At 65.4% G+C, this 23,218-nt stretch carries 25 protein-coding genes; 11 read left to right on the top strand and 14 right to left on the bottom strand.

Annotated features, from left to right (window positions below; all coding sequences use genetic code 11):
* Positions 1–177 precede the first annotated feature (177 nt).
* Complete coding sequence (locus JT720_RS06360; protein ID WP_205480264.1) at positions 178–438, bottom strand: hypothetical protein; 261 nt, start codon at positions 436–438, stop codon at positions 178–180.
* Between the two features lie 84 nt (positions 439–522).
* Here JT720_RS06360 and JT720_RS06355 point away from each other — a divergent pair, with 84 nt between their 5' ends.
* Positions 523–960: a lasso peptide biosynthesis B2 protein gene (locus JT720_RS06355; RefSeq protein ID WP_205480263.1), complete on the top strand. Its 438-nt coding sequence runs from the start codon at positions 523–525 to the stop codon at positions 958–960.
* Here JT720_RS06355 and JT720_RS06350 read toward each other — a convergent pair.
* The 3 genes from JT720_RS06350 to JT720_RS06340 all read right to left on the bottom strand — a co-directional run bounded on the left by JT720_RS06350 (position 932) and on the right by JT720_RS06340 (position 3,430).
* Complete coding sequence (locus JT720_RS06350) at positions 932–1,531, bottom strand: DUF4126 domain-containing protein (protein WP_205480262.1); 600 nt, start codon at positions 1,529–1,531, stop codon at positions 932–934. The two genes, JT720_RS06355 and JT720_RS06350, sit on opposite strands and share 29 nt — an antisense overlap.
* Positions 1,532–1,663: 132 nt before the next feature.
* Positions 1,664–2,845, bottom strand: coding sequence for an acetyl-CoA C-acyltransferase (locus JT720_RS06345; protein ID WP_205480261.1), 1,182 nt, complete (start codon positions 2,843–2,845; stop codon positions 1,664–1,666).
* 129 nt (positions 2,846–2,974) lie between these two features.
* A complete protein-coding gene (locus JT720_RS06340; protein ID WP_205480260.1) occupies positions 2,975–3,430 on the bottom strand; it encodes a MaoC family dehydratase in 456 nt (151 codons plus the stop codon).
* A 267-nt stretch (positions 3,431–3,697) separates the two neighbouring features.
* Here JT720_RS06340 and JT720_RS06335 point away from each other — a divergent pair, with 267 nt between their 5' ends.
* Positions 3,698–4,078: a hypothetical protein gene (locus tag JT720_RS06335; protein ID WP_205480259.1), complete on the top strand. Its 381-nt coding sequence runs from the start codon at positions 3,698–3,700 to the stop codon at positions 4,076–4,078.
* Between the two features lie 238 nt (positions 4,079–4,316).
* On the opposite strand, the gene JT720_RS06330 is transcribed toward JT720_RS06335, so the two are convergent.
* Both JT720_RS06330 and JT720_RS06325 read right to left on the bottom strand, forming a co-directional pair.
* Positions 4,317–5,420: a mechanosensitive ion channel family protein gene (locus JT720_RS06330; protein ID WP_205480257.1), complete on the bottom strand. Its 1,104-nt coding sequence runs from the start codon at positions 5,418–5,420 to the stop codon at positions 4,317–4,319.
* Between the two features lie 83 nt (positions 5,421–5,503).
* Positions 5,504–6,628 (bottom strand): DNA topoisomerase IB, encoded by a 1,125-nt coding sequence (locus JT720_RS06325; protein WP_205480256.1) that lies wholly within the window; start codon positions 6,626–6,628, stop codon positions 5,504–5,506.
* A gap of 37 nt (positions 6,629–6,665) precedes the next feature.
* Between JT720_RS06325 and JT720_RS06320 the strand changes: the two genes are divergently transcribed.
* Positions 6,666–7,202: a type 1 glutamine amidotransferase domain-containing protein gene (locus JT720_RS06320; RefSeq protein WP_336511955.1), complete on the top strand. Its 537-nt coding sequence runs from the start codon at positions 6,666–6,668 to the stop codon at positions 7,200–7,202.
* A gap of 23 nt (positions 7,203–7,225) precedes the next feature.
* Entirely contained in the window at positions 7,226–7,717 is a 492-nt protein-coding gene (locus tag JT720_RS06315; RefSeq protein ID WP_205480253.1) for a hypothetical protein, read from the top strand.
* On the opposite strand, the gene JT720_RS14010 is transcribed toward JT720_RS06315, so the two are convergent.
* On the bottom strand, positions 7,714–7,848 hold the full coding sequence (locus JT720_RS14010) for a hypothetical protein (protein WP_272873179.1): 135 nt from the start codon (positions 7,846–7,848) through the stop codon (positions 7,714–7,716). The genes JT720_RS06315 and JT720_RS14010 overlap by 4 nt on opposite strands.
* Positions 7,849–8,317: 469 nt before the next feature.
* Between JT720_RS14010 and JT720_RS06310 the strand changes: the two genes are divergently transcribed.
* Complete coding sequence (locus JT720_RS06310; protein WP_205480251.1) at positions 8,318–8,971, top strand: S24 family peptidase; 654 nt, start codon at positions 8,318–8,320, stop codon at positions 8,969–8,971.
* Here the strand turns inward: JT720_RS06310 and JT720_RS06305 are convergent.
* Positions 8,968–9,141 (bottom strand): hypothetical protein, encoded by a 174-nt coding sequence (locus tag JT720_RS06305; protein ID WP_205480249.1) that lies wholly within the window; start codon positions 9,139–9,141, stop codon positions 8,968–8,970. The genes JT720_RS06310 and JT720_RS06305 overlap by 4 nt on opposite strands.
* A 110-nt stretch (positions 9,142–9,251) precedes the next feature.
* Here JT720_RS06305 and JT720_RS06300 point away from each other — a divergent pair, with 110 nt between their 5' ends.
* From JT720_RS06300 to JT720_RS06285, 4 genes are read left to right on the top strand one after another with little or no spacing between them, the layout of a single operon-like run.
* The gene (locus tag JT720_RS06300) at positions 9,252–9,461 is read left to right on the top strand and encodes a hypothetical protein (RefSeq protein WP_205480247.1); all 210 of its coding nucleotides are present in this window, start codon (positions 9,252–9,254) and stop codon (positions 9,459–9,461) included.
* Positions 9,462–9,517: 56 nt separating this feature from the next.
* Positions 9,518–11,500 carry an autotransporter assembly complex protein TamA gene (locus tag JT720_RS06295; protein ID WP_205480246.1) on the top strand — a complete coding sequence of 661 codons (1,983 nt, stop codon included), beginning with the start codon at positions 9,518–9,520 and terminating at the stop codon, positions 11,498–11,500.
* Positions 11,500–15,687: a translocation/assembly module TamB domain-containing protein gene (locus tag JT720_RS06290; protein ID WP_205480244.1), complete on the top strand. Its 4,188-nt coding sequence runs from the start codon at positions 11,500–11,502 to the stop codon at positions 15,685–15,687. Before JT720_RS06295 ends, JT720_RS06290 begins: the two co-directional genes overlap by 1 nt.
* 9 nt (positions 15,688–15,696) lie before the next feature.
* The gene (locus tag JT720_RS06285; protein ID WP_205480243.1) at positions 15,697–17,103 is read left to right on the top strand and encodes an amino acid permease; all 1,407 of its coding nucleotides are present in this window, start codon (positions 15,697–15,699) and stop codon (positions 17,101–17,103) included.
* Between the two features lie 10 nt (positions 17,104–17,113).
* Here JT720_RS06285 and JT720_RS06280 read toward each other — a convergent pair whose 3' ends face one another.
* The 4 genes from JT720_RS06280 to JT720_RS06265 all read right to left on the bottom strand — a co-directional run bounded on the left by JT720_RS06280 (position 17,114) and on the right by JT720_RS06265 (position 20,257).
* Complete coding sequence (locus JT720_RS06280; RefSeq protein ID WP_205480242.1) at positions 17,114–18,058, bottom strand: PilZ domain-containing protein; 945 nt, start codon at positions 18,056–18,058, stop codon at positions 17,114–17,116.
* A gap of 114 nt (positions 18,059–18,172) precedes the next feature.
* Positions 18,173–19,585, bottom strand: a complete 1,413-nt coding sequence (gene glnA, locus JT720_RS06275; RefSeq protein WP_205480241.1) for a type I glutamate--ammonia ligase — start codon at positions 19,583–19,585, stop codon at positions 18,173–18,175.
* Between the two features lie 113 nt (positions 19,586–19,698).
* Positions 19,699–19,884, bottom strand: coding sequence for a helix-turn-helix domain-containing protein (locus tag JT720_RS06270; protein WP_237219852.1), 186 nt, complete (start codon positions 19,882–19,884; stop codon positions 19,699–19,701).
* Positions 19,885–19,918: 34 nt separating this feature from the next.
* A complete protein-coding gene (locus JT720_RS06265; protein WP_205480239.1) occupies positions 19,919–20,257 on the bottom strand; it encodes a P-II family nitrogen regulator in 339 nt (112 codons plus the stop codon).
* A gap of 77 nt (positions 20,258–20,334) precedes the next feature.
* Here JT720_RS06265 and JT720_RS06260 point away from each other — a divergent pair, with 77 nt between their 5' ends.
* The gene (locus JT720_RS06260) at positions 20,335–21,063 is read left to right on the top strand and encodes a phosphocholine cytidylyltransferase family protein (RefSeq protein WP_205480238.1); all 729 of its coding nucleotides are present in this window, start codon (positions 20,335–20,337) and stop codon (positions 21,061–21,063) included.
* On the opposite strand, the gene map is transcribed toward JT720_RS06260, so the two are convergent.
* On the bottom strand, positions 21,060–21,887 hold the full coding sequence (gene map, locus JT720_RS06255) for a type I methionyl aminopeptidase (protein ID WP_205480236.1): 828 nt from the start codon (positions 21,885–21,887) through the stop codon (positions 21,060–21,062). The two genes, JT720_RS06260 and map, sit on opposite strands and share 4 nt — an antisense overlap.
* Positions 21,888–21,933: 46 nt before the next feature.
* Here map and JT720_RS06250 point away from each other — a divergent pair, with 46 nt between their 5' ends.
* Complete coding sequence (locus JT720_RS06250; protein ID WP_205480234.1) at positions 21,934–22,692, top strand: molybdopterin-binding protein; 759 nt, start codon at positions 21,934–21,936, stop codon at positions 22,690–22,692.
* On the opposite strand, the gene JT720_RS06245 is transcribed toward JT720_RS06250, so the two are convergent.
* A complete protein-coding gene (locus tag JT720_RS06245; RefSeq protein ID WP_205480232.1) occupies positions 22,689–23,057 on the bottom strand; it encodes a DUF4440 domain-containing protein in 369 nt (122 codons plus the stop codon). The genes JT720_RS06250 and JT720_RS06245 overlap by 4 nt on opposite strands.
* Positions 23,058–23,218: the final 161 nt, after the last annotated feature.

Raw genomic sequence — 23,218 nt, 5'->3', positions numbered from 1 at the left:
TCTTCTGCTCACTGTTCAACAGCTGAAAGGAGGTGGTCTGATGTCTCATTGTCCCAAGTCGGTGAGTGTCGCCTCCGCCGGAGTGCTCGCTTAAGCGTCAGGCCGCCACCGGCTCGACAATGGAAAGGCCGTCCGGGCGTGCGCTCGGGCGGCCTTTCGCTTGTATGGCGACGTGGATCAGGCCTTCACGTCCTCTGCGGCGATGCTCGCTTCAACCATCTTCTGCCACACCTGTGGGTCACCGGCGGCGGTGGCTGCCTGATCGGGTTCCCGTATTGCCTTGAGCACCGCCATCGCCTGGTTGCGGTGCTGGCGCCAATGCTCGTTGACATGCTCCCCGGCCGACATCTCGCTGCCGTCGGCATTGGCGCTGTGCTCGGCCCCGCAGAGCACGCGGGCGATCCGTTCGACGAGGCTCGTGTTTCCGCCTTCGGCCATGATGTCCTTCTCCTGTTTCGGGTGAGTAACCGTTCAGCGCGGCTCGGGTTGCGTGCGTCGCTGCACCGCGCGAAGGTGTGAGGAATGGCCCACCCGTTCGCACTGGCTTCGCCCTCTCGTTGGCGCCGGTTCAGACGGCTGTCGGTCGGGCAAAGGCGGCTGTTGATCGAAGCGGCGGCGCGGCTTGCTTGGGCGGCTGTCCTGGTGCGGGTTGCGCCGTTCCATCGCGTGATCCGCTCGGGCGCGGTGCCGCTTGGGCCGATGATGGCCCACGACCATGCGGCGGTTGCTAGGGCCGTGCGATGGGCCGCTGCCGTGGTGCCGTTCCGGACCGTGTGCCTGCAGCAGGGACTTGCCTGTCAGGCGATGCTGCGCGCCCGGGGTCTGGACGCCCGTTTGCATTATGGGGTTGCGACCGGCGACGGGCTGGAGGGACATGTCTGGGTTATGCTGGGCGACGCGACCTTGATTGGTGGCGACGAAGCCAGCCGATTCAAGTCTGTGGCTTGCTTCCCAGATTGAGCACCCGCTTCACGAGCCTTCGCGCTGCAAGTGCCAGCCAGACAGACAGCGCCAATAGAAGCAGGGCGATGACGGCTGCGGCGAGTGGATTTGCGATTGCCAACGCCAGCAGACCAGCCGTTGCGACGTCTTCGCCGGTGGACACGACCACGTTGCTGAACGGCTCGGGACTGGTGTTCACCATGGCCCGGGCACCCGCCTTACCGGCATGAGACACCAGCGCAGCGCCGCCGCCGAGCAGAAAGCTTGCGACCTGCCACGCAGGGTCCGAGGCGTCGACGATCGCCAGCGCCAGCAAGGCTCCGCCCACCGGACGGATGAAGGTGTGAATGCCGTCCCAGATGCTGTCGACCCACGGAACCTTGTCGGCGAGGAACTCGAATGAGGCAGCTGCGCCGGCGACTGCGATCACCCACGGGCTGGCGAGCACGTCAAGCGCTGCCAAGTGCTCCGGCAAGTCGATGTAGCCGAAGCGCATCGCCAGACCCGTCGCGAAGGTCACGAAGTAGAGCCGCCAGCCCGCCAGCAGGCTGGTTGAAGCGGCCAAGGCAAGGAGTTCGACCGAGGACATCAGCCGAGGGTGTCAGACGGAAATGCAAGCCGCAACCCGCTCCGCCTGTGTAGCTGTGCCCGCGGCAAATCGAAGGCCGTGGCTCCGATACGCCGCTGACGCGACTACTCAGCAAGAGCGGATTGGAGCTCCTCAGAAGACCTCGAACAGGCCTGCCGCGCCCATGCCGCCGCCGACGCACATGGTGACGACCACGTGCTTGGCGCCCCGACGCTTGCCCTCCAGCAGGGCGTGGCCGGTGAGGCGCGCGCCGCTCATGCCGTAGGGGTGGCCAATGGAGATGGCGCCGCCGTTGACGTTGAGCAGCTCGTCTGGGATTCCGAGCTTGTCCTGGCAGTAGAGCACCTGGACCGCGAACGCCTCGTTCAGCTCCCACAAGCCGATGTCGTCCACCGACAGACCGAAGCGCTTCAGCAGCTTCGGCACGGCGAACACGGGACCGATGCCCATCTCGTCCGGTTCGGTCCCGGCGACGGCCATGCCGAGATATCGGCCGAGCGGCTCCAGGCCCTTCTTCTCGGCGAGGATCGCGTCCATGACGACGCAGGCGGAGGCGCCGTCCGACAGCTGCGACGCGTTGCCGGCGGTAATCAGGGCTTCCGGGCCCATCACCGGCTGCAGCTTGGCGAGGTCCTCCAGCGTGGTCTGTGGGCGGTTGCCCTCGTCCTTGGCGAGGGTGACCTCCTGCATGGTGGTCTCACCCGTTTCCTTGTTCTTGACCGCCATGCGCGCGGTGACTTCGACGATCTCGTCGGCAAAGCGGCCCTCAGCCTGAGCGGCGGCGGTGCGCTGCTGGGAGCGGAGCGCATATTCGTCGCAGCGCTCACGGCTGATCGAGTAACGATTGCCGACGACCTCCGCCGTCTGGATCATCGGCATATAGACCGCATTGTGCATGGACAGCAGCTCCGGGTCCGGACCGACCCGCATTTCGGGGGTCTGCACGAGGCTGATGCTCTCGACGCCGCCGGCGACGCACACGTCCATGCGGTCGACGATGACCTGCTTGGCTGCGGTGGCGATGGCCATCAAGCCGGACGCGCACTGGCGGTCGATCGACATGCCGGCAACGCCGACGCCGAGCCCGGCACGGAGGGCGGCGGTGCGGCCGATGGTGGTCTGCACGCCCTGCTGGAGAGCGGCGCCGATGATGCAGTCCTCGATTTCGTCCGGCTCGACCCGGGCGCGCTCCACGGCAGCGCGGATGGCGTGGGCGCAAAGGGTCGGTGAGGGCGTGGCGTTGAAGGCGCCGCGATAGGCCTTGCCGATCGGCGTGCGGGCGGTGGAAACGATGACGGCGTCGCGTGCGGACATGGTAACTCCTATGGTTAGGGCTCAACCGGTGCGCTCAGGCTGAGCCTGTCGAAGCCCCGTCCTTGTGACCCGTGAGCTAGAAGAAGGATGACCCTTCGACAAGCTCAGGGTGAGCGCCTTGGTTGGTGCTCAAATGAACAACAGGCCGAGCCAGACGGCAGTAAGGGCAGGCTTGTCCTCGTCTTCAATCTCGACGGTGACAGTGTGGCGGGTAAGCAGCTGACCTGGCGCCTTCTCGTCGGCGGCGTCCAGCACGAAGCGGCCGCGGACGCGCTTGCCGGACTTCACCGGCGCCAAGAAGCGGACACGGTCGAAGCCGTAGTTGACGCCCATCTTGATGGTGTCGGGCACCAGCATGACGTCGGCCGCCATGCGGCTCAGCAGCGACAGCGAGAGGAAGCCGTGAGCAATGGTGCCGCCGAACGGCGTTTGCTTCGCGGTGCCCTCGTCCACGTGGATGAACTGGTGGTCCTCAGTCGCGTCCGCAAAGGCATTGATGCGGCCTTGGTCGATGACGATCCAGTCGGAGATGCCGATCTCGGAGCCGAAGCGGGAGCGGATTTCGTCAAGCGAAGCGATGGGCATGAGACAAGTCCTTAGCGGCTGCGGCGTCGGCCGCAAGCAGGTGGCCCAATGCCGCCGCGAATGTTCTCAATGTTCACGGTCGTGGCGTGCTCGCGATCCGGCAATACAATGATGTGAAAGAGCCTGCGGTCGAACCGCGGGACAGCTTGGAGCAGGCGGGCTCCTATTGTGCAAGGAGGGGAGTTGATTCAGTGTGAGCTGTGGGTGGAAAGCGGACGCTCCATTTCCGCCTAGACACGCCACAGTATCGGCCCAGGAAACCCCTTGATGAGTTGGCAGTCGCTTTCGTCGCTAGCAAGCATGGGCATGTTCGTGTCGGCACTGGCTACATCGTACCTGGTGGGACGAGGCATGCAGGGCATGTCGCTGAACAGCGCCCTTTCACTATTCATGCTGGGCGTGGCGGTCGCTGGAGTCCTGTTTGGCATCTTTGCTGCCATGTCGGCTTGGAAAAGCTTTGCTCGACAGCAATCCGCGCTGCTGTTCCTAGCAAGCACCACTTACGCGGCTGCTTACCCCAGTCTGCTTTCTCCCCTCCTCACGACTAGGTTGCCTTCGCTCTTGCCGCTCGACGTGGCTTTAGCCCTCTTGGCACCGTGTTTGTTAGTGACCGGTCTACTTGGCCGACGGCTGCCACCACCCGATTGATTGTTCAAGCTTAGCTCCGGCGTGAACTTCCGCTCTGGGCCATGAGTGACCGCCAGACACCCTGCCATTGAGGCTCGCCCTCGTTACCCGGAAGAGTGGGCCGTCCAAGTGCTATGCTCGGTACCGTTTCTGTTAGCGTGGGCGAGGCGCCGTCGCTGATGGGGCGGAGATGGACTCCCGCTTTCGCGGAGTGACGGGTGGAGGTGAGTTCGGTTTTCGACTTCGCTCGGGTCGAAGCTCAGGAGTGGGATGACGGCACGGCTGCCGGCACCGCGTAGGGCATGACCAGCGAGCCATCCGGCGCCGCGGTGAAGGTTGTCTGGGTCGGATAGGCGAACTGGATGTCCTCGGCGGCGAAGCGCTTCAGCAAGTCGGTCATGAGGGCAGCGCGCTTGTGGAAGAGGGCTTCGGCGTCGAGTCCTTCGTGTACGAACAACAGCTCGTGGTCGAGGCTGGACGGTCCGAAGGCGACCATGACGCAGCGGACGAGCTCACAGCCGGGCTGGGCGTGGACGGCGGCGCGGGCGAGGCTCTCGATCTTCTCCAGCTTCTCGGGCGGGGTCTGGTAGGTCACGCCGAAACGCAAGGTCTCGCGGCGGTCGTCGCCGGCGGCGAGATTGCGGATCTCTCGCTCGAGCAGCTTGGTGTTGGCCATGATGACCTGCTCGCCGGTGAGCGAGCGAAGGCGCGTGGTCTTGAGGCCGATGCGCTCCACCGTGCCCGTGGTCTGGTCGAAGCGGATGGTGTCTCCTCGGCGGAAGGGCCGGTCGAACAGGATGGCAAGCGCGGCGAACAGGTCGGAGAAGATGCCCTGTGCAGCCAAGCCGATCGCGATGCCGCCGATGCCGAGGCCGGCCACCAGGGCCGTGACGTTCACGCCCAGATTGTCGAGAATGACGATGAAGGCGATGGCGAACAGCGCCACGCTGACCAGCACGCGGATTAGCGAAATGGCGTTGCCGAGCGTCGTGTCCGGATTGTGCCCGACGCGCTGACCGATGACGCCCAGAACCAACTCGCGACCCCACACGGCACCTTGCAGGGCGAAGGCGACGATGAACGCAATGTCGAACAACCGTTCGATCCGCGCGGGCGGCTGGGCGTAGGTGACGACGATCTCGACTGCTGCGGCGACCATGAACAGGACGCTGGTCTTGGCCAGAACGCGGCCGACGACAGCGCGCCACGTGAGGCAATCGGGATCACTGGCGACGATGCGATGACCGATGCCGCGGAGAAGGAGCATCAGGCCTACAAGGCCGACGGCGACCGCGGCTCCGATCGCGAGTGCATCGAGGTTGAGGGTCAGCCAGCCTAAAAAGCGGTCGAGTTCATCGAACATGGGGCGGGGATGGCGGGCCGGTATCCGAGGGTCAAGCTCAGGTCACTGGAAGGCGGAGCGAGGCGCTGCGGTTCGCCGAGCTTTTACGCCGTTGCAAGTTTGCCGGCGTCAACCGCATCGGCGACCTGATCGACTTTGTCGGGACCGACTTCGGCGGCCTCGACCGCGGCTTCCACCACAGCCGGAACAATGGCTTTCCCGGAAACGACCGGCTTTCTCCGGCGTCCCTTCAGCAGGAACTCAAGCAAGCCAACCTCGCTCGAGGACAGCCACTTGCGGCCTCGAGGACGCGCGAAGCCGCCCAGCGGATCACGCGGATTGTCCCGGGCAGCCTCGATCAGCTTGGGGTGCACATAGCTCTTGCGGCTGATGGCCGGCGTGTTGCCGAGGGCCTCGGCAACGGGTTCGAGCACGGTCTTGAGGCTGATCTTCGCCCGTTCTTCTTCCTGCGCTTTCAGCATCTGCTCGAAGGCGATGACGCTGGCACCCCAAGTGCGAAAGTTCTTAGCGGTGAAGTCGCCGCCGCTCGCCTCCCGAATATAGTCGTTCACGTCGGCGGAGGTGATCGGGCAGGCCTCCCCATTCTCATCGATGTACTGGAACAGATTCTGTCCGGGCAGCTCGGCGCACTTGCCGACTACGCGCTTCAGGTTGCTGTCGCTGATCGGCACTTCATGAACGATGCCGTGCTTGCCCTTGAACCGCATCTTCAGGCGGCTGCCCTCCTTCTTGAGATGGCGATTGCGCAAGGTGGTCGCGCCGAAGCTCTTGTTCTCCTCGGCGTATTGCTCGTTACCGATGCGGATGAAGCTGGTGTCGATCAGGCGGACGACGGCGGCGAGGACGGCTTCGCGGCTCAGCTTGCGCTTCTTCAGGTCGGCTTCGACGCGGCGGCGCAGCTTGGGGAGAGCGGCTCCGAACTCGATGGAGCCGAGGTACTTCTTCTTGTCGGCGCGGGCGCGAAACTGGTCGTGATAACGATACTGCTTGCGCCCCTTGGCATCGCGGCCCGTGGCCTGGATGTGGCCGTTCGGATAGGGGCAGAACCAGGCGTCGGTATAGGCCGGCGGCAGCGCGATCTTGTTGAGGCGGTCGATCTCCTCGCGATCGGTAATGCGCTCGCCATCGGGTGAGAAATAGGCCCACTTGCCCTTGATGAGCTGACGGGTGATCCCCGGCTGATCGTCGCTGCAGTGTCTCAGTTGCATGTTGCCTGTTCAAGTCCGGGTGAGGCAGGGGAGTTCCGTGACCCGGTACAAAGTCCTGATCATGGCGAGCGACGGCTTCGAGGAGGCGGAACTGTTCGTTCCGCGGGCGATCCTGCGCGATCGTGGGCACGAGGTCGGTTTGGCGGCTCCGACGATGAGTCCGATCCAGGCCACCGTGCTGGACGATCCCGGACGCACGATCCGACCCGACCTGACGATCGGGCAGGGGAGAGCGGAGGACTGGGATGCCTTGCTGCTGCCGGGCGGCCTTATCAACCCCGATTTTCTGCGGACCCGATCTGAAGCGGTGGCGCTGGTCCGGTCGTTCGTGAATGGAGGCAAGGTGGTTGGAGCTATCTGCCATGGGCCGTGGCTGCTGGTGGAGGCGGATGCCGTGCGCGGGGTGCGGGCGACCTGCTGGCCGTCGATCCGGACGGACCTGCGCAACGCCGGCGCGCGAGTGATTGACGAGCGCTGCGTCACGGACGGGAATATCGTTACAGCCGTGGGGCCGGATGACGCGCAGATGTTCACCGAGGCGATGCTGGAGCGGCTCCACGCAACCGATCGCTAACACTTTGCCGGTAAGCCCGGCTCATGAACGGGGCAGGGGAAGGCGGCGTTGTCGCCTGGCTGATCGATGGTGCGGCGGCAATCACCTTTGCCGCTGCGGCGGCGTTCGCCGGCGGAACCCTGCTAGGCCCACAAATGGCGGCGGCCGGAGGAGTGGCGGGCTTCGGCCTTTCGATGCTGTTCCTGCGGTCGGTTCAGCCTCGTACCGGACGGCATCGGATCGCCGACTTCGAACCAGTCGATTGGGAGACCCTGCAGGAACCTATCGAGGAAGCCCAGTTCCGCGGGCCTGAGGAGGATGTCCTCGTTCTCGAGGATGTGCTCTCGGTCCCGGCGGACTCTCGCGTTGTCCAGCTATTCCCCACGCCATCACTGCCATCCCCGGGGGAGCTCAAGGCACGCATCGATGCGCACCTTGCAGGCAAGCCACCGGCGGGGGAGTTGGTTCAGCTGCCCGTGGATGCCTCGGCGGCACTCCGCGAAGCGCTGGCCGACCTCCGCCGCTCGCTTGGCTAGTCTTCGAGCGTCAGCGCCTCCACGTCCACGAGCACGCTTCCGTCCGGCTGAGGGGCGACGGGTCCTGCTAGCGCAATATCGCCAACGAAGCCGCGTCCGAGCGGAAGGTCCGCCTCTTCGATACCGCCCATCCACGACGTCGCGAGCGCCGCTGGGTCCGGACCTGTGACCCGGAAGCCGAGCTGGTGCCGCTGTCCGGAGAAGGTGAGGGAGCACCAGTCGACGGAAACGCAGTGCGTAAGCGAAATCCTATCCTCATGGGGGGTAGCCCGGCGGAGAAGTGCTCTAAGAAGCGCAGAGGCTGACGCGCTCATGCGGGGCGCGCTCATTGCGCCTGCTCCAGATAGGCACGCACTCGAGTGACGGTCTGCGGCCGGGGCTCGCGACCTCTGCGAAGATCGTGAACGAAGCGGGGATCGCCCATCACATCGCGACCGAAACGGGTAGGTGTGATGTCCGTTGTCCGGAGATATTTCTCAACTTCTCGAAGTAGATACACTGTTCGGCCCCCCGGCCTCTGTGGTTGGCGACTCGGCTCCCGACTCTTCGGCTCACATTTCCTACTTGTCTAGGCATCTTCCTACAGCTAGAAAGTTGCGCATGGACAACGATGCCCGTTACACCCTGGAACGGCTCTGCCAGGAGCGCGGCGAGGACTTCGCCAGTCTGTCGCGTTTGGTCGGGCGAAATCCGGCATATATTCAGCAGTTTATCCGGCGCGGAACGCCCCGGCGGCTGGGCGAATCCGAGCGTCGCACGCTTGCTCGCTATTTCGCCATTCCCGAATCACGCCTGGGCGGACCGCCTGAAGAGGAAATCTCCTCGGATCGTTTCGGTCTTGTTCCTATCACGCGCTCCTCAGTGCGCGCTTCGGCCGGTCCAGGAGCGATTCCGGCGGAGGAGCGCGACAAGCCCTTCTTCGCCTTTGACGAGCGCTGGTTGAGGCAACTGACCGGAGCGTCGCCCGACAATCTGACGGTGATTCGCGTCGAAGGAGACTCCATGGAGCCCACCCTGCATGACGGTGACGACATTCTGGTTGATCGCAGCGACGCGGGGTCGCGGATGCGCGACGGCATTTATGTGCTTCGGATCGATGAAGCCCTCGTTGTGAAGCGGCTGGCCCTGCACCCCGTGACCCGGCGGGTCACCGTTCAGTCGGACAATCCGGCCTACGCCGACTGGCCCGACTGCTCGCCCGACGAGATCCACTGCATCGGTCGGGTGATCTGGACCGGGCGGCGCGTGGCTTAATCTCGGCGGCGCCGGTCCAAAAGCCAGACCGCAACCGCCACGAGGGTGCCTGCCAGGGTTCCGAGGAGCACGCCGAGGCTCGGCTGGTTCATGCGGATGCCGACAAACAGGCCGATAAAGAGGCAGACAATCAGGAGGAAGCCGCCGGCCATCGAAGATCGCGTTTGCATGGCGGCGCTCTGCCAGACGGGAGGCTCCCACGCCAGCCGGACGTGGTGAACGAAGCGTTGACGCTCTTTGTTGGAAGGAGCCGAAACCTGCCGCGGCTAAACCGCGTGACATGGACAGCCTATTCATCGCAGGGCGGAGCGCGCTCCGGGACGCGCATGAGCTGATCGATCGCTTCGGCGACGATGCGGGCTACGAAGCCGCGATCCGCGCCGAGCAAAGCCGCGATAGCGGGAACGTCCTCCGCTTCTGCCACTGGCGGCAGATCGAACGGGTAATCGCCACGCTCAGCAACGACGAGGTTCGCGGCACGATTCATTAGCGTCAGGTCCATCGATAGACTGGCAGCCCTGCTGCGGGCGGTCTAAGCAGAAGAGGATGGTTTGTCGGGGAGTGGGAGGGCGCGGTCCGCACGCGCTGGTGCTTGCGGTCGCCGCCGTGGGACTGCTTGCCCCCGACGCATCCGCACAGGAAATCGGCCCGCCCGAACCGCCTAGCGCGGAGATCGATCCGACTGCGCCACTGGACGCGATGCCGGATCTCGGCGTCGATTGGCCAGATCTGGATGAAGCGCCGGCGCAGCAGATCAACTCCGAAGCGGAGGGGCAACCCTCCAGGGCTCCTGCGGACGATCTTGGAGCGGAACGCCGTTACTCGGTGGTGGTCACAGGGCTGGAAAACCTAGACGACCCGCGCATCCGGGAACGCTTCGATGCAGGCTCAACCCTGCAGGCCGACCGGCAACGGACGGCGAACGCCGCCCAGCTCGATCGTCGGGCCCGCGCCGACGCCGAACTGTTGGGGGAGCTCCTGCGTGCCAGGGGCTATTATGATGCGGTGGTCACGCCATCCATCGGGCAGAGCCAGGACGGGATCGAAGTCCGTCTGGCTGCACGGCCCGGCTCGCTTTATCGCTTCAGCGACGTGCGCCTTCCCGGTATCGAGCAGGCCGGGGAAGATGCGACGGCCTTGCGGCAGAGCTTCGCCGTCCAGCCGGGTGAGCCGGTCATCGCGGAAGACGTGATCGCCGCCGGAGTTGCGCTGAAGGTGGCGCTTGGGCGGAGCGGCTATGCGCTTGCCGAGATCGGCGAACAGGATATCGAGATCGATGACGAAGCCCGTACGGCTCGGCTGGTGCTTCCGGTCTCCCCCGGGCCCGTTCAGCAGTTCGGCCAGATTACCGTGACCGGCAAACCCCCGTTCAGCGCGGCGCACGTGCAGCGGATCGCGCGCTTTAAGCCAGGCGAGCGCTTTCGCCAGAGCCGTGTCGACGACCTCCGGCGTGCCCTGATCGCCACGGGTCTTGTCGCCAGCGCGGAGGTGCGCGTCACGCCCGCTGCCGACGGAAGGGCCGTGAACCTCCAGGTGCACCTGGAACCGGCGCCCATGCGAACGATCGCGGGGGAGCTTGGCTATGGTACCGGAGAAGGCGCGAGGGCGGAGGCAAGCTGGCAGCACCGGAACTTCTTCAATCCCGAAGGGGCGCTGACGGTACGGGGTGTGGTCGGTACCCAGGAACAGCTTGCGGCCGTATCCCTCCGCCGGAACAACTTCCGTGCGCGGGACCAGGCCCTCAACCTGCAGGCGAGCGCGGGCCACGTCGACCGCAAGGCCTACGAAGCACGAACGCTGCGCCTGCTGGGAAGCATCGAGCGTCAGTCCAACTTCATTTGGCAGAAGAGCTGGACCTGGAGCATCGGCGCTGAGCTGATCGCCTCCGATGAGCGCGACACGATCGCAGCGACGGGCGAGGAGCGGCGGCGAACCTTCTTCATCGGCGCGATCCCGGGCAGTCTCACCTACGACGGAACGGACGACCTGCTCGACCCGACGCAGGGCTTTCGTCTTGGTGGTCGGGTCAGCCCTGAGCTGAGCATGCAGGGTAGCGCGTTTGGCTATGTCGCGACGCAGGTGGATGCGAGCGCATACCGTTCGCTCGGGAGTAACGTGGTCGGAGCTGGACGCGTTCGGCTGGGAAGCATCCTGGGGGCAGAGCGCGACCGCATCGCCCCCTCCCGGCGATTCTATTCGGGCGGGGGAGGATCGGTCCGGGGCTATGGCTACCAGCGGCTGGGTCCGCGCGACGTCAACGGAGACCCGATCGGGGGGCGTAGCCTCGCCGAGTTCAGCCTCGAGACGCGCGTCCGCTTCGGCACCTTTGGCGTGGTCCCATTCCTGGATGGAGGAACCCTGTCCACCGGTGCGCTCCCAAGCTTGAAGGACTGGCAGTTCGGTGTGGGCCTCGGCGCGCGCTATTATTCCAGCTTCGGCCCGATCCGGATCGACGTCGGCACGCCGCTCAACCGTCAGGACGGTGATAGCCGGATTGCCGTCACCGTTTCCCTTGGACAGGCCTTCTAATGACGGACGCGGCACTTGCCGAACAGCCGACGGCGGAGGCTGCCCCTTCGCCGCGCCGCCGCCGACACTGGGCTAGCCAGCTCGCTCATGAGGTGCTGGCGCTGGTCGCCGTTCTCGCGTTGCTCGCTGCAATTGGGCTGGCGTTCCTTGATACCGCGCCCGGACACCGCTGGATTGTGGATCGCATCAGCCGGATTGAAACCGCATCGGGTCTGCGGATCAGGATCGGTCGGATCGATGGCTCGGTCTTCGGCGTGGCCCGCCTCCGCAACGTCGAGGTGAGCGACCCCCGCGGGGTGTTTCTGACCTCGCCCGAGATCCTGCTCGACTGGGCCCCGGGGGCCTGGCTTTACAATAGTCTGCACGTCGACCGGCTCGAAGCCCGGCGGGTGACGCTCCACCGCCTGCCTGAACTCAGGCCCAACGCTCGGCGGGGTCCGATCTTGCCCGACTTCGACATCAATGTGGGTCGCCTGCGCATCGCCCGACTGGACTTGGCGCGAGCGGTGACGGGAACACCGCGGGTGGGCAAATTGGAGGGCAGCGCAACGATCCGCGCAGGCCGCGCCATGGTGGGCCTTCGGGCCGCACTGAATGGTAATGGCGATCGGCTCGCGCTTCAGTTGGACGCGGATCCAGGGCGCGACCGCTTCGACCTCTCCGTGAGTTTCGCCGCGCCGGCGAACGGACTGGTGCCGGCATTGATGGGTCTGAGAAGGCCGATCGGCCTCCGTGTTGGCGGAGATGGCAGCTGGAGCCGCTGGCGCGGCGCTGCCGAGCTGGACATTGCGGGTCGGGAAGCGGGGCGCCTCCGCCTGGCGGCGGACTCCGGCCGCTATGAGCTCGGGGGCATCCTGACGCCGGCACCTTTGCTGAAGGGCAGGCTGCAGCGCCTGACCTCTCCTCGCGTCACGGTTCGAGGTGCGGCGACCCTCGCGGATCGGGTGCTTGATGGTCGCTTGACGCTCGCGTCTCCATCCCTGCGCGCGATTGGGAGTGGGGCAATCGACCTTGCCGACGCGCGCTACCGCGATGTGAGCCTGGGTGTGGACCTGCTGCGTCCTGCTGCACTCTTTCCCGACATGCGAGGTCGCAACGTCCGCCTGGTTTGGACACTAAATGGGCCGTTCGACACGGCTAGCTATGCCTATCGCCTGACCTCGCCGCAGGTGTTCTTCGACGATGTCGGCTTCGTGGACGTGCGGGCGGAAGGGCGCGGCCAATTGGCGCCCTGGCCGATGCGGGTTCCGCTGCGCCTCACGGCGCGCGGGATCGTAGGATTGGGAGATGAGGCCGGCGCGATCCTGCGCAATGCCCGGCTCGAGGGCGTGCTTTCCCTCACCCCGGAGCGGCTGCAAGGGCGCGACCTGCAACTGACCAGCGACAAGCTCAAGGCCAGCGTGTCGCTCCTGGTGGACTTGCGCAGCGGACGGTTCGACATTCTCGTCCGGGGAGGGCTGACGCGATACCTCATTCCCGGCATTGGCATCGTCGACGTGACCAGCGATCTGCGCGTGGAGCCCGGCCCGGGCGGTCGTGGGAGCCGGGTCGTCGGGACTGGGCGGGCGCAGGTGCGGCGGCTGGACAATGCGTTCTTCGCCAACCTGACCGGCGGATTGCCGCGGATCGAGACGCGGCTGGAGCGACTGCCGGACGGCATCCTGCGGTTCGAGGGACTGCAACTGACGTCGCCCAAGCTCCGCCTGACCGGGAGCGGATACCGGCGCCGCGACAAGACCTTCCATATCGAGGCGACCGGCCGGCAGGCGGACTATGGCGCGGTGCGCTTGGTGCTGGACGGCCCCATCGAGCGGCCCAAGTTCGAATTGCTGCTCCCGTCCCCGAACCGGACCCTGGGTCTAAGCGACGTTCGAGTCTCACTCTCGCCCACCGCCGCAGGTTACAACTTTCGCGCGGCGGGCGGCTCGCGGCTTGGTGCGTTCACGAGCAGCGGCGCGATCCTTCTTCCCAAGGGTGCGAGGGCAACGGTGGCGGTCGCCGCGCTGGACGTTTCGGGTATTCAGGCCAGCGGCAACCTGCGGGCCGACCCGGGTGGGTTCACCGGGCGCCTGGCGGTCCTTGGGGGAGGGCTGACGGGGGAGCTGCTCTTCGCGCCGCAAGGACGGGATCAACGGATCGAGGCACATCTTGCTGCGGACAACCTTCGCGTTGCGGGACCCCCGGGCTTCGCGACCCGGGCCGGTCGGCTCGACGGAACGATCGTCCTGGCGGAGGGGGCGACCAGCGTGGACGGTGTGGTGAGCGCCCGCGGACTGCAGGCCGGCGGGGTGACGCTTGCACGGCTCACGGCGAATGCGAAGCTGGTGAACGGGCAGGGGCAGGTCCGGGCGGCGGTCGCGGGTCGCCGTGGCAGCGATTTCGAGTTCAGCATGCTGGCCGACGTCGCCCCAGAGCAACTCGTGCTGCGGGGGCAGGGTTCGATTGAGGGTCGGCCCTTGACGCTCGCCAGTGCGGCCGTGCTCAAGCCCGAGGACGATGGGTGGCGGCTGTCGCCCACCGCCGTGCGCTTCGCCGGAGGAAGCGCAACGGTCGCGGGACGGACCGGCTCGAGCCCGGAGCTATCGGCAGACCTTCGAGCGATGCCACTTTCGGTTCTCGACTTGGCGGGAGCAAACCTAGACCTGGGCGGCCTTGCCACGGGGCGTGTGAGCTATGCCTGGGGTCGAGGTAATCGCAGCGGCCAGGCGAAGCTGACGGTTCGCGGCCTCACCCGCGGCGGTCTCGTCCTCGCCTCCAGGCCGATTGATGTAGGCCTCTCCGCAGTGCTGCAGGGCGGGCGAGCGGCCGCGAGGGCAGTAGCCGTCAGCGACGGGCGCACCATTGGCAGGGCGCAGGCCCGCTTTTCACCGCTTGGTGGGGGCATGGTCGTCGACGAGCTGATGAACGCACCCATGTTCGCCCAGCTGCGCTACGCGGGGCCTGCCGATACGCTGTGGCGTCTATCGGGCGTCGAGGCGTTCGATCTGAGCGGACCGGTCGCAATTGGTGCCGACCTGGGCGGGCGCCTGGTAGACCCGCAGATCCGCGGCTCCCTGCGGACCACGGGAGCTCGGCTGGAGAGCGCCATCACAGGAACCGTGGTGACTGATCTCGCGTCGGCCGGCCGGTTCGCGGGATCCCGGCTGGTCCTTAGCAGCATCGCAGGGCGGACTCCTGGTGGTGGGACCATCACGGGCAACGGGAGCATCGACTTCGCGGGAGGTCGGCCGGCGCTGGACCTCCGCTTCTCCGCGGCGCAGGCCCGGTTGCTTGCCCGCGACGATATCGCTGCGGATGTCACCGGTCCGCTCGTCATCCGGTCGAGCGGGATCGGCGGGACGGTCTCGGGCCAGTTGCGCCTTAATCGTGGGCGGTTCACGCTCGGCCGAGCGAGCGCCGCAGCAGCCGTCCCGCGCCTGCAGGTACGGGAGCGGGGCCTTGCCGATGAAGAGGTCATCGACACGGCGGAGTTACGCCCGTGGCAGCTCGACTTAACGGTTGCGGGCGGCGACCTGATGGTTCGTGGACTGGGGATAGACAGCCGCTGGACAACGGATGTCCAGGTCGGAGGGACCGCCGATGCTCCCCGGCTGACCGGTTCGGCCAACCTCATCCGCGGCGACTACGAATTCGCGGGACGAACGTTCCGGCTGGAACGCGGCGTCATCCGGTTTCGCGGCGAGAGCCCGCCCGATCCAATGCTGGACATCAGTGCGGAAGCCCAGGTGCAGGGATTGGACGCCAGCGTGCGCGTGGGCGGAACCGGGCTCAAGCCCGAGATCAACTTCGCGTCCGTTCCAGCATTGCCGCAGGACGAGCTCTTGTCGCGGCTGCTGTTCGGGACATCGATTACCAACCTATCCGCCCCCGAAGCCATCCAGCTCGCGTCCGCGGTGGCCGCCCTCCAGAGCGGATCGGGGGGGCTCGACCCGATCAACGCCGTGCGGCGGGCGGCGGGCCTCGACCGCTTGCGCATCCTGCCGGCCGATATCGCGACCGGGCAGAAGACGGCGATCAGCGCGGGCAAGTATCTAGGCCGTCGCCTGTACGTGGAAGTGATCACCGACGCGCAGGGTTACTCCGCTACGCGCGCCGAGTATCAGGTGACCCGCTGGCTCTCGATCCTGTCGAGCATCTCGACCATCGGGCGAACCAGTGCCAACGTGCGGGTGAGCCGGGACTATTAGGGGGCAAGCATGAAGAACTGGAACGTGCGCAAGCAGGTGATCTCGCGCGAGGAGATGCCCGAGCACCACCGCCTGCCGCAGTCCCTGTCGTGGCCGCATCTGATCGCGCTCGGCGTGGGGGCCATTGTTGGCACGGGCATCCTGACGTTGATCGGCGTTGGCGCAGGCAAGGCCGGACCTGCCGTTATCCTGAGCTTTGCCATCGCCGGCCTGATCTGCGCCTGTGCCGCTTTGGCCTATGCCGAAGTTGCAACAATGATCCCGGCTTCGGGCAGCGCCTACACCTATTCCTACGTCGTCTTCGGGGAGCTGATCGCCTGGATTATCGGCTGGTCGTTGATCCTGGAGTACAGCCTGGTCGTCAGCGCCGTGGCGGTCGGCTGGTCAGGCTATCTCGCCCCACTCCTCGGAATGCCGCATGAGCTTGCCAACGGTCCGCACGCCGGCGGGATCGTCAATCTGCCGGCGATCTTCATCATCGCCGTCGTCGCGGGTCTCCTGATCGCGGGAACGCGGGAGAGCGCCAACCTGAATGCTTTCCTCGTGCTGGTGAAGCTCTCTGCCTTGGCGCTGTTCGTGATCGTAGCATTGCCGTACTTCAAAGGGGCGAACTTAGAGCCGTTCATGCCTTACGGCTTCCCGCGCTCAGGGCCCTCCGGCAGCGAAGTGGGCGTCATGGCCGCGGCTGCCATCATCTTCTTCGCGTTCTATGGTTTCGACGCCATCGCCACGGCAGCCGAGGAGGCCAAGAATCCCGGGAGGGACCTTGCGATAGGGATCGTCGGATCCATGGTGCTGTGCGTCCTCATCTACATGGCCGTGGCAGCTGCGGCCATCGGCGCCTTGTCGTTCACGCGCTTCGCGAACAGCCCTGAGCCGCTCGCGCTGATTCTGCGCGAGATTGGGCAAGGAGGCGCGGCATGGTTCCTCGCCGTGTCAGCGGTGGTCGCCTTGCCGACGGTGATCCTGGCCTTCTTCTACGGACAAAGCCGCATCTTCTTCACCATGGCGCGGGACGGCATGCTGCCCCAGTCCCTGGCGAGGGTGTCCAGCCGCGGGTCGCCGGTCCGGATCACGATCTTCACGGCCGTCGTGGTTGCAATCATTGCGGGCATCTTCCCACTGGATGAGATCGCCGCTCTGGCGAATGCGGGCACGCTCGCCGCGTTTGTGGCTGTGTGCGCCGCCATGCTGGTGATGCGCCGGCGGGAGCCGGGACGGGAGCGGAGGTTCCGCACACCGCTGGCCTGGGTTGTCGGCCCGCTTGGCATCGCCGGTTGCCTTTACCTGTTCTGGAGTTTGCCGGTGAAGACGCAGACCTACTTCCTGGTTTGGAACGTCATCGGTCTGCTGGTCTACATGCTCTACGCCTCGCACCAGGCTGCGCGCGTCCGGTCGGCAGGCTCAGCCGCCTGAACAAGCAGGCTTATCGGCCGAGTGTCTGCTTCAGTTCGCCAAGGGTCAGACGATTCCAGCGGGAAGCCCAGGGTGAGGTCTCGGTGCTGTCGTCACGCAGGTAGTCGGGTTTCGCCCAGCGCTGCGAGGTGAGTTCGGGCTTGGCGCGGGCAAGGAGACTGAGGTTGAACGGCTCGTGGAAGCGCAGTCCGCACTGATCGCCGTGCCCCCAGGCGACTGTGCTGAAAACCGAGCCAGGCTCGCCGAGGTCAAGCAGCAGTTCCGCGCCGACTGGAAGCGATGCGCTGGTCTCCACGAGCGCGCCCACCTCCGAGATGTTGCGCAGGCGGACGTGGGTGCTCTCGTGATTGTAGTGGACGAGCCCGGTCCAGATCAGCGGGTGACGCTTGCCGCCGCGGTCCACCGGAGCTGCGACCGGTTCAGCCGAACTGTTCTCTACGGGAGGCGTGGAGACGGAGGCTTCGTACGAAACTTCCGGGAAGCTCCGCTTCAGGACCTCACGCAGCAGTGCAGCGCCTACTTCAGGATCGGCATCAATCTGCGTTTCGTGGGCAAATTCCAGTCCGAGCCGATTACCTTTGATCCAACGTACGGCGCACTCGAGTGTGCCGCATCCGGCCAGCGACAAATCCACCCGATCCCAGAGTTTCGGCTCGAATGGAGCCTCAAGCATCGCCCCACCGCCGGAGAGATTGACGATTTGTACTTGGAAGTCGCGGCCGTCCCAGGTTGCCACGGCACGTTCGGCCTCGGACAGGTGGTGCCGGCTATCGACCCGGTGGTTGGATGAACGGGAGGCCTCACGCGGGATGAGGACGGCACCCAGCCGCGGGCTATCCTCCGAGCCCGCCTGCGTCGACGTGGGTTCTGCCGGCGCCGGCTTTCCGCCTTTCTGCCGCAGGAGCGGGCCGCGCAGCGGCTTGCCCGATAGGAGCCGTTCCCGAAACTCGTTCATCGCCTGGACCTCACGCCAACTCGCGCGGGAACCTACGGCTCGTGGAGTTACAAAAGCGCTAACCTAGGGAGGAGCCGGGAAGGGACGTTGCCCCTCCCGGCATGAGGTACGCGCTTACATCGAGTAGTACATGTCGAACTCGACCGGGCTCGGCGTCGTTTCCCAACGCATCACCTCTTCCCACTTGAGCTCGATGTAGGCGTCGATCTGGTCCTCGCTGAACACGTCGCCCTTGGTCAGGAAGGCGCGATCCGCCGCGAGGGACGTGAGCGCTTCCCGAAGCGAGCCGCAGACCGTCGGAACGTTGACCAGTTCCGCTGGCGGAAGGTCGTAGAGGTTCTTGTCCATCGCCTCACCCGGGTGAATGCGGTTCTGAATGCCGTCGAGACCGGCCATCAGGATGGCCGCGTAAGCGAGGTAGGGGTTGGCCATGGCGTCCGGGAAACGGAACTCGACCCGCTTGGACTTCTCGCCCGTGCCGTAAGGGATGCGGCATGAGGCGGAGCGGTTGCGGCTGGAATAGGCCAGCAGCACCGGCGCTTCGAAGCCGGGGACCAGCCGCTTGTAGCTGTTGGTCGTCGGATTGGTGAAGGCGTTCAGCGCGCGCGCATGCTTGATGACCCCGCCGATGAAGTAGAGCGCGAGGTCGCTAAGGCCCGCGTAGCCGTTGCCCGCGAACAGGGGCTTGCCGCCGCTCCACAGCGAGAAGTGGGTGTGCATGCCCGAGCCATTATCCTTGGCGATCGGCTTGGGCATGAAGGTCGCGGTCTTGCCATAGGCATGGGCAACCATGTGCACGACGTACTTGTAGACCTGCATGCGGTCGGCGGTCTCGACCAGGCTGCCGTAGGTGAGACCGAGCTCATGTTGGGCAGCTGCGACCTCGTGGTGGTGCTTGTCGCAGGGCAGGCCCATCTCGAGCATGGTCGAGACCATCTCCGCGCGGATGTCGACAGCGCTGTCGACCGGAGCGACGGGGAAGTAACCACCTTTGGCACGCGGGCGGTGCGCCTGGTTGCCGCCTTCATACTCACGGGCTGTGTTTGTCGGCAGCTCGATATCGTCGATCTTGAACGAGCTGACGTTATAGCCATCCTCGAAGCGAACGTCGTCGAACATGAAGAACTCGGCTTCGGGGCCGACATAGACAGTGTCGCCGATGCCGCTGGCCTTCAGATAGGCTTCCGCGCGGGTGGCGGTGGAGCGAGGATCCCGGGCGTAGAGCTCGCCGGAGGCGGGTTCGACGACGTTGCAAACGAGGATCATCATCGGGGTGGCGCTGAACGGGTCGACATAGACCGCGTCCAGGTCCGGCTTCAGGATCATGTCCGACTCGTTGATCGCCTTCCAGCCTGCGATGGACGAGCCGTCGAACATGAAGCCGTCCTCCAGCATGTCCTCGTCAACGGCACCCGCGGCCATGGTCAGGTGCTGCCACTTGCCCTTCGGATCCGTGAAGCGAAGATCGATCCACTGGATCTCTTCATCCTTGATACGAGAAAGCACGTCGCTGGCGCTGGTCGGCATGATGAGGGTCCTTGTTGGTTGGCGAATCCGCCGAAAAGGCGTGTCGTACCGATTCCAGTCACGGCTCGTCCGGTCGAGAGCGCGGTGAACATCTCACACCCAAGCGCCACCGCTCAGAAAGGTCTCCGCTGCGCTGCGATAAGCATCCTCAAGAGCATGGCGACAGGACGAGGAACTCCGACCTTGCCTTCCAGCCAGAGGCTGACCGCCGAACGACTGACCCCGATGGCGCCCGCGAGATCGTTCTGCGTTCGGTAACCGAGCGCCCGCATGGCGGAGCGCAGTTCGTCGGGGGACATGGAAGCGAGGCGAGGATCCTGGGGCATCCGCTGTTCAAATCGCGTCCGGACCTCGATCCCCAGTACGAATGCGAATGGCGTTCTCGATGTGCGAGACGAAGATCTTGCCGTCGCCAATCCGGCCGGTCCGGGCCGCGCTGGCGATCGCCTCGACCACATTGTCCACGAGGCTGTCCTCGACGACCACGTCAATCTTCACCTTGGGGAGGAAGTCGATGACGTACTCGGCCCCCCGATAAAGCTCCGTGTGGCCTTTCTGTCGGCCAAACCCCTTCACCTCGGTGACGGTCATGCCGGATACCCCGACCTCGTGCAGCGCATCCTTCACGTCGTCCAGCTTGAACGGCTTGATGATGGCTTCGACCTTTTTCATTCACTTGCCCTCGGACCAATGCCTCACTGTAGTGCGCGTCACCGGATTGCCGCAATTCCCAGTCAGGCGGCGGGCCCATGAAAAAAGCGATTATCCTTTCGGCCGGTCAGGGAAGCCGCCTTGGGCACCTCACGGCGGATAGCCCCAAGTGCCTCATCGATTTTGGAGGTCGAACCCTGCTGGACCGGCAGCTCGACACGCTCGCGGCCAATGGGGTTGAGGATGCCGTGGTGGTGACAGGCTTTCGCGACGACAAGATCGAGGAGGCTCTCGCGCGGCGCGCCGGCGGTCCCCGCGTGCGCACGGTGTTCAACCCCTTCTACAAGGTGGCCGACAACACCGGCTCCCTCTACATGGCTCGCGAGCATCTGGTCGGCGATGTGCTGGTATGGAACGGCGACACGATGGTCTCGCGGGAGCTGATGGCCAAGGTGGTCGGCAATGATCAACCGGGTATCTGCGTCACCATCGACCGCAAGGATGCGTACGACTCCGACGACATGAAGGTGGTGGAGGATCGCGGGCAGTTGCGCGCGATCGGTAAGCGCCTCGACGAGGGGGTGAACGCGGAGTCAATCGGGCTGCTCGCCTTCCGGGCGGGCGGGGCTGAGCGCTTCCGCGACGCCATCGAGCAGGCCATGCGGACGGCCGAGGGCACCACCATCTGGTACCTTCGCGTGATCCACCATCTCGCTCAACAGAGTGAGATCTGGACGCTCGACATCTCCGGCGAGCAATGGGGCGAGGTCGACTTCCCGGAGGATGTCGAGAGCGCCCGGGACCTGGTGAGGGGCTGGGCCGCCTAGTAGGGCGGCTTGTCCAGCCCTGCCGGGCTTTGGGTGAAGATCTCGCAGCCGGTCTGCGTGATCCCAATCGAGTGCTCGAATTGGGCGGACAGGGAGCGGTCCCGGGTAACTGCGGTCCAGCCGTCGTCGAGGAGCTTGCAGTCGGCCCGTCCAATGTTGATCATCGGTTCAACCGTAAAGAACATACCCGGCCGGAGCTCGGGTCCGGTGCCGGGGCGACCGGCGTGCACCACCTCCGGACTGTCGTGGAATAGACGTCCGAGCCCGTGGCCGCAGAAATCGCGCACGACGGAGTAGCGGTGCTTCTCGGCATGGCGCTGGATGGCGGCGCTGATGTCTCCGAGCCGGTTGCCGGGTTTTGCCTGTTCTAGGCCGATCATCAGGCACTCGTAGGTGACATCGACCAGTCGCCGCGCCTTCACCGAGACGTCCCCGACCAGGTACATGCGGCTGGTGTCGCCATGCCATCCGTCGAGGACTGGAGTCACGTCGATGTTCACAATGTCGCCGTCCTTGAGCGTCTTTTCGGACGGAATGCCGTGGCAAACGACATGATTGAGCGAAATGCAGCAACTATGGGTGTATCCGCGATAGCCAAGCGTCGCCGGCACTGCGCCCGCCCGCCTCATGTGCTCGAATACGAGCCGATCGAGCTCGGCCGTCGAAACGCCGGGCACCACATGCGGGACGAGCATGTCGAGGATCTCGGCCGCCAGCCGACCAGCGCGACGCATGCCTTCGAACCCTTCTGGGCCGTGGAGCTTGATGACGCCGTTCTTGGCTTCGAGCGTCTCGTGAGGGGCCACGGTGATGTATTGAGTCATGCACCTCATATAGGGATGAGGACCCGTCAGGCCAATTGGAGTGAACGTGACCGATCATCGCATCTGGACCGCCGCCCTTGTCGTCATCGGCGATGAGATTCTGTCCGGGCGGACGCAGGACCGGAACATCGCCCAGATCGCGACCTGGCTGAACGTGCAGGGCATCCGGCTGAGCGAGGTCCGGGTGGTGCCCGATGTCGAGGAGCGGATCGTCGAGGCGGTGAACGCACTGAGGACACAGAACGATTACCTGTTCACCACCGGCGGCATCGGGCCGACGCATGACGACATCACGGTCGACGCCGTCGCGAAGGCGCTGGGCCGTCCGGTGATCATCCATCCGGAAGCCCGGGGGATGCTGGAGCGTTACTACGAGACCCGCGGCGGCCTGAACGAGGGGCGTCTACGCATGGCGCGGGTACCTGATGGTGCGGAGCTGATCATCAACCGGGTGTCCGGCGCACCTGGGATCAAGATCGAGAACCTGTTCCTGCTTGCCGGCGTGCCGCACATCACGGCCGGGATGCTGGACGGATTAACGGGCGAGCTGGAGGGCGGCCGGCCGCTGGTCTCTGTGACGATTGGTGGAATGGTGCCGGAAAGCGAGGTTGCCGAGCTGCTGCGGGAAACCGAGCGGATGAACGACGGCGTGGCAATCGGCTCGTACCCCTTCTTCAAGGAGGGGCGAGTCGGGGCTAACTTCGTGGTCCGCTCCGAGGACGCGGAGCAGGCGCAATCGGTTGCCAATCTTCTGGCTGCCAGCCTGGAGAGTGCCGGTTACCCGATGGTGCCGGGCGGGATCTAGCTGCCGCTGACCGCCATTCGGGGCGGGACCACCTGGCTATGCTGGACCACGGTCCAGTCGTCATGCCCACGCCGACGCAGGGTGGAACTGGCAAAGCAGCGATACTCCTCTTCGCCGCGACGGGCCTCGACCTGGTAGCCAATGACGATCAGGCCTTCCTCCGGCCGGGAAACGGTCTGCTCGGAAAACCGCACTTCGTCCCAGCGCGGCGTGTCCTTGACTGCATCGATCGCCTGCTGGCGCGAGAAGAGGAACGGTTCGGCCGGCAAGGCCATGACGGCTTCATCATCGACCAGCCGCTGGTAGACGTCCTCGCCCCCGCGCCAGAGCTTTTCTTCCATCTCCCAGATGCGTGCGTCTTCCATCACCGACTCCTGTGTTCAGGGTGGTAAAAGCGCGACCATCGCAAAGGGTTGCGACTGTTGGGGGGAAGGGTGTGACCCTTACAACAGGAAGTCGTCCGTCCCCAGCGTGTGCAGCCCATCGACGCGGATCATGAAGTCGGCGACGCCGTCGCCGTTGGTGT

This window comes from Sphingomonas arenae (assembly GCF_016924655.1).
Classification (GTDB): domain Bacteria; phylum Pseudomonadota; class Alphaproteobacteria; order Sphingomonadales; family Sphingomonadaceae; genus Sphingomicrobium; species Sphingomicrobium arenae.
The sequence above is the reverse complement of the archived record's forward strand: the minus strand, read 5'-3'. Positions and strand labels throughout refer to the sequence as shown.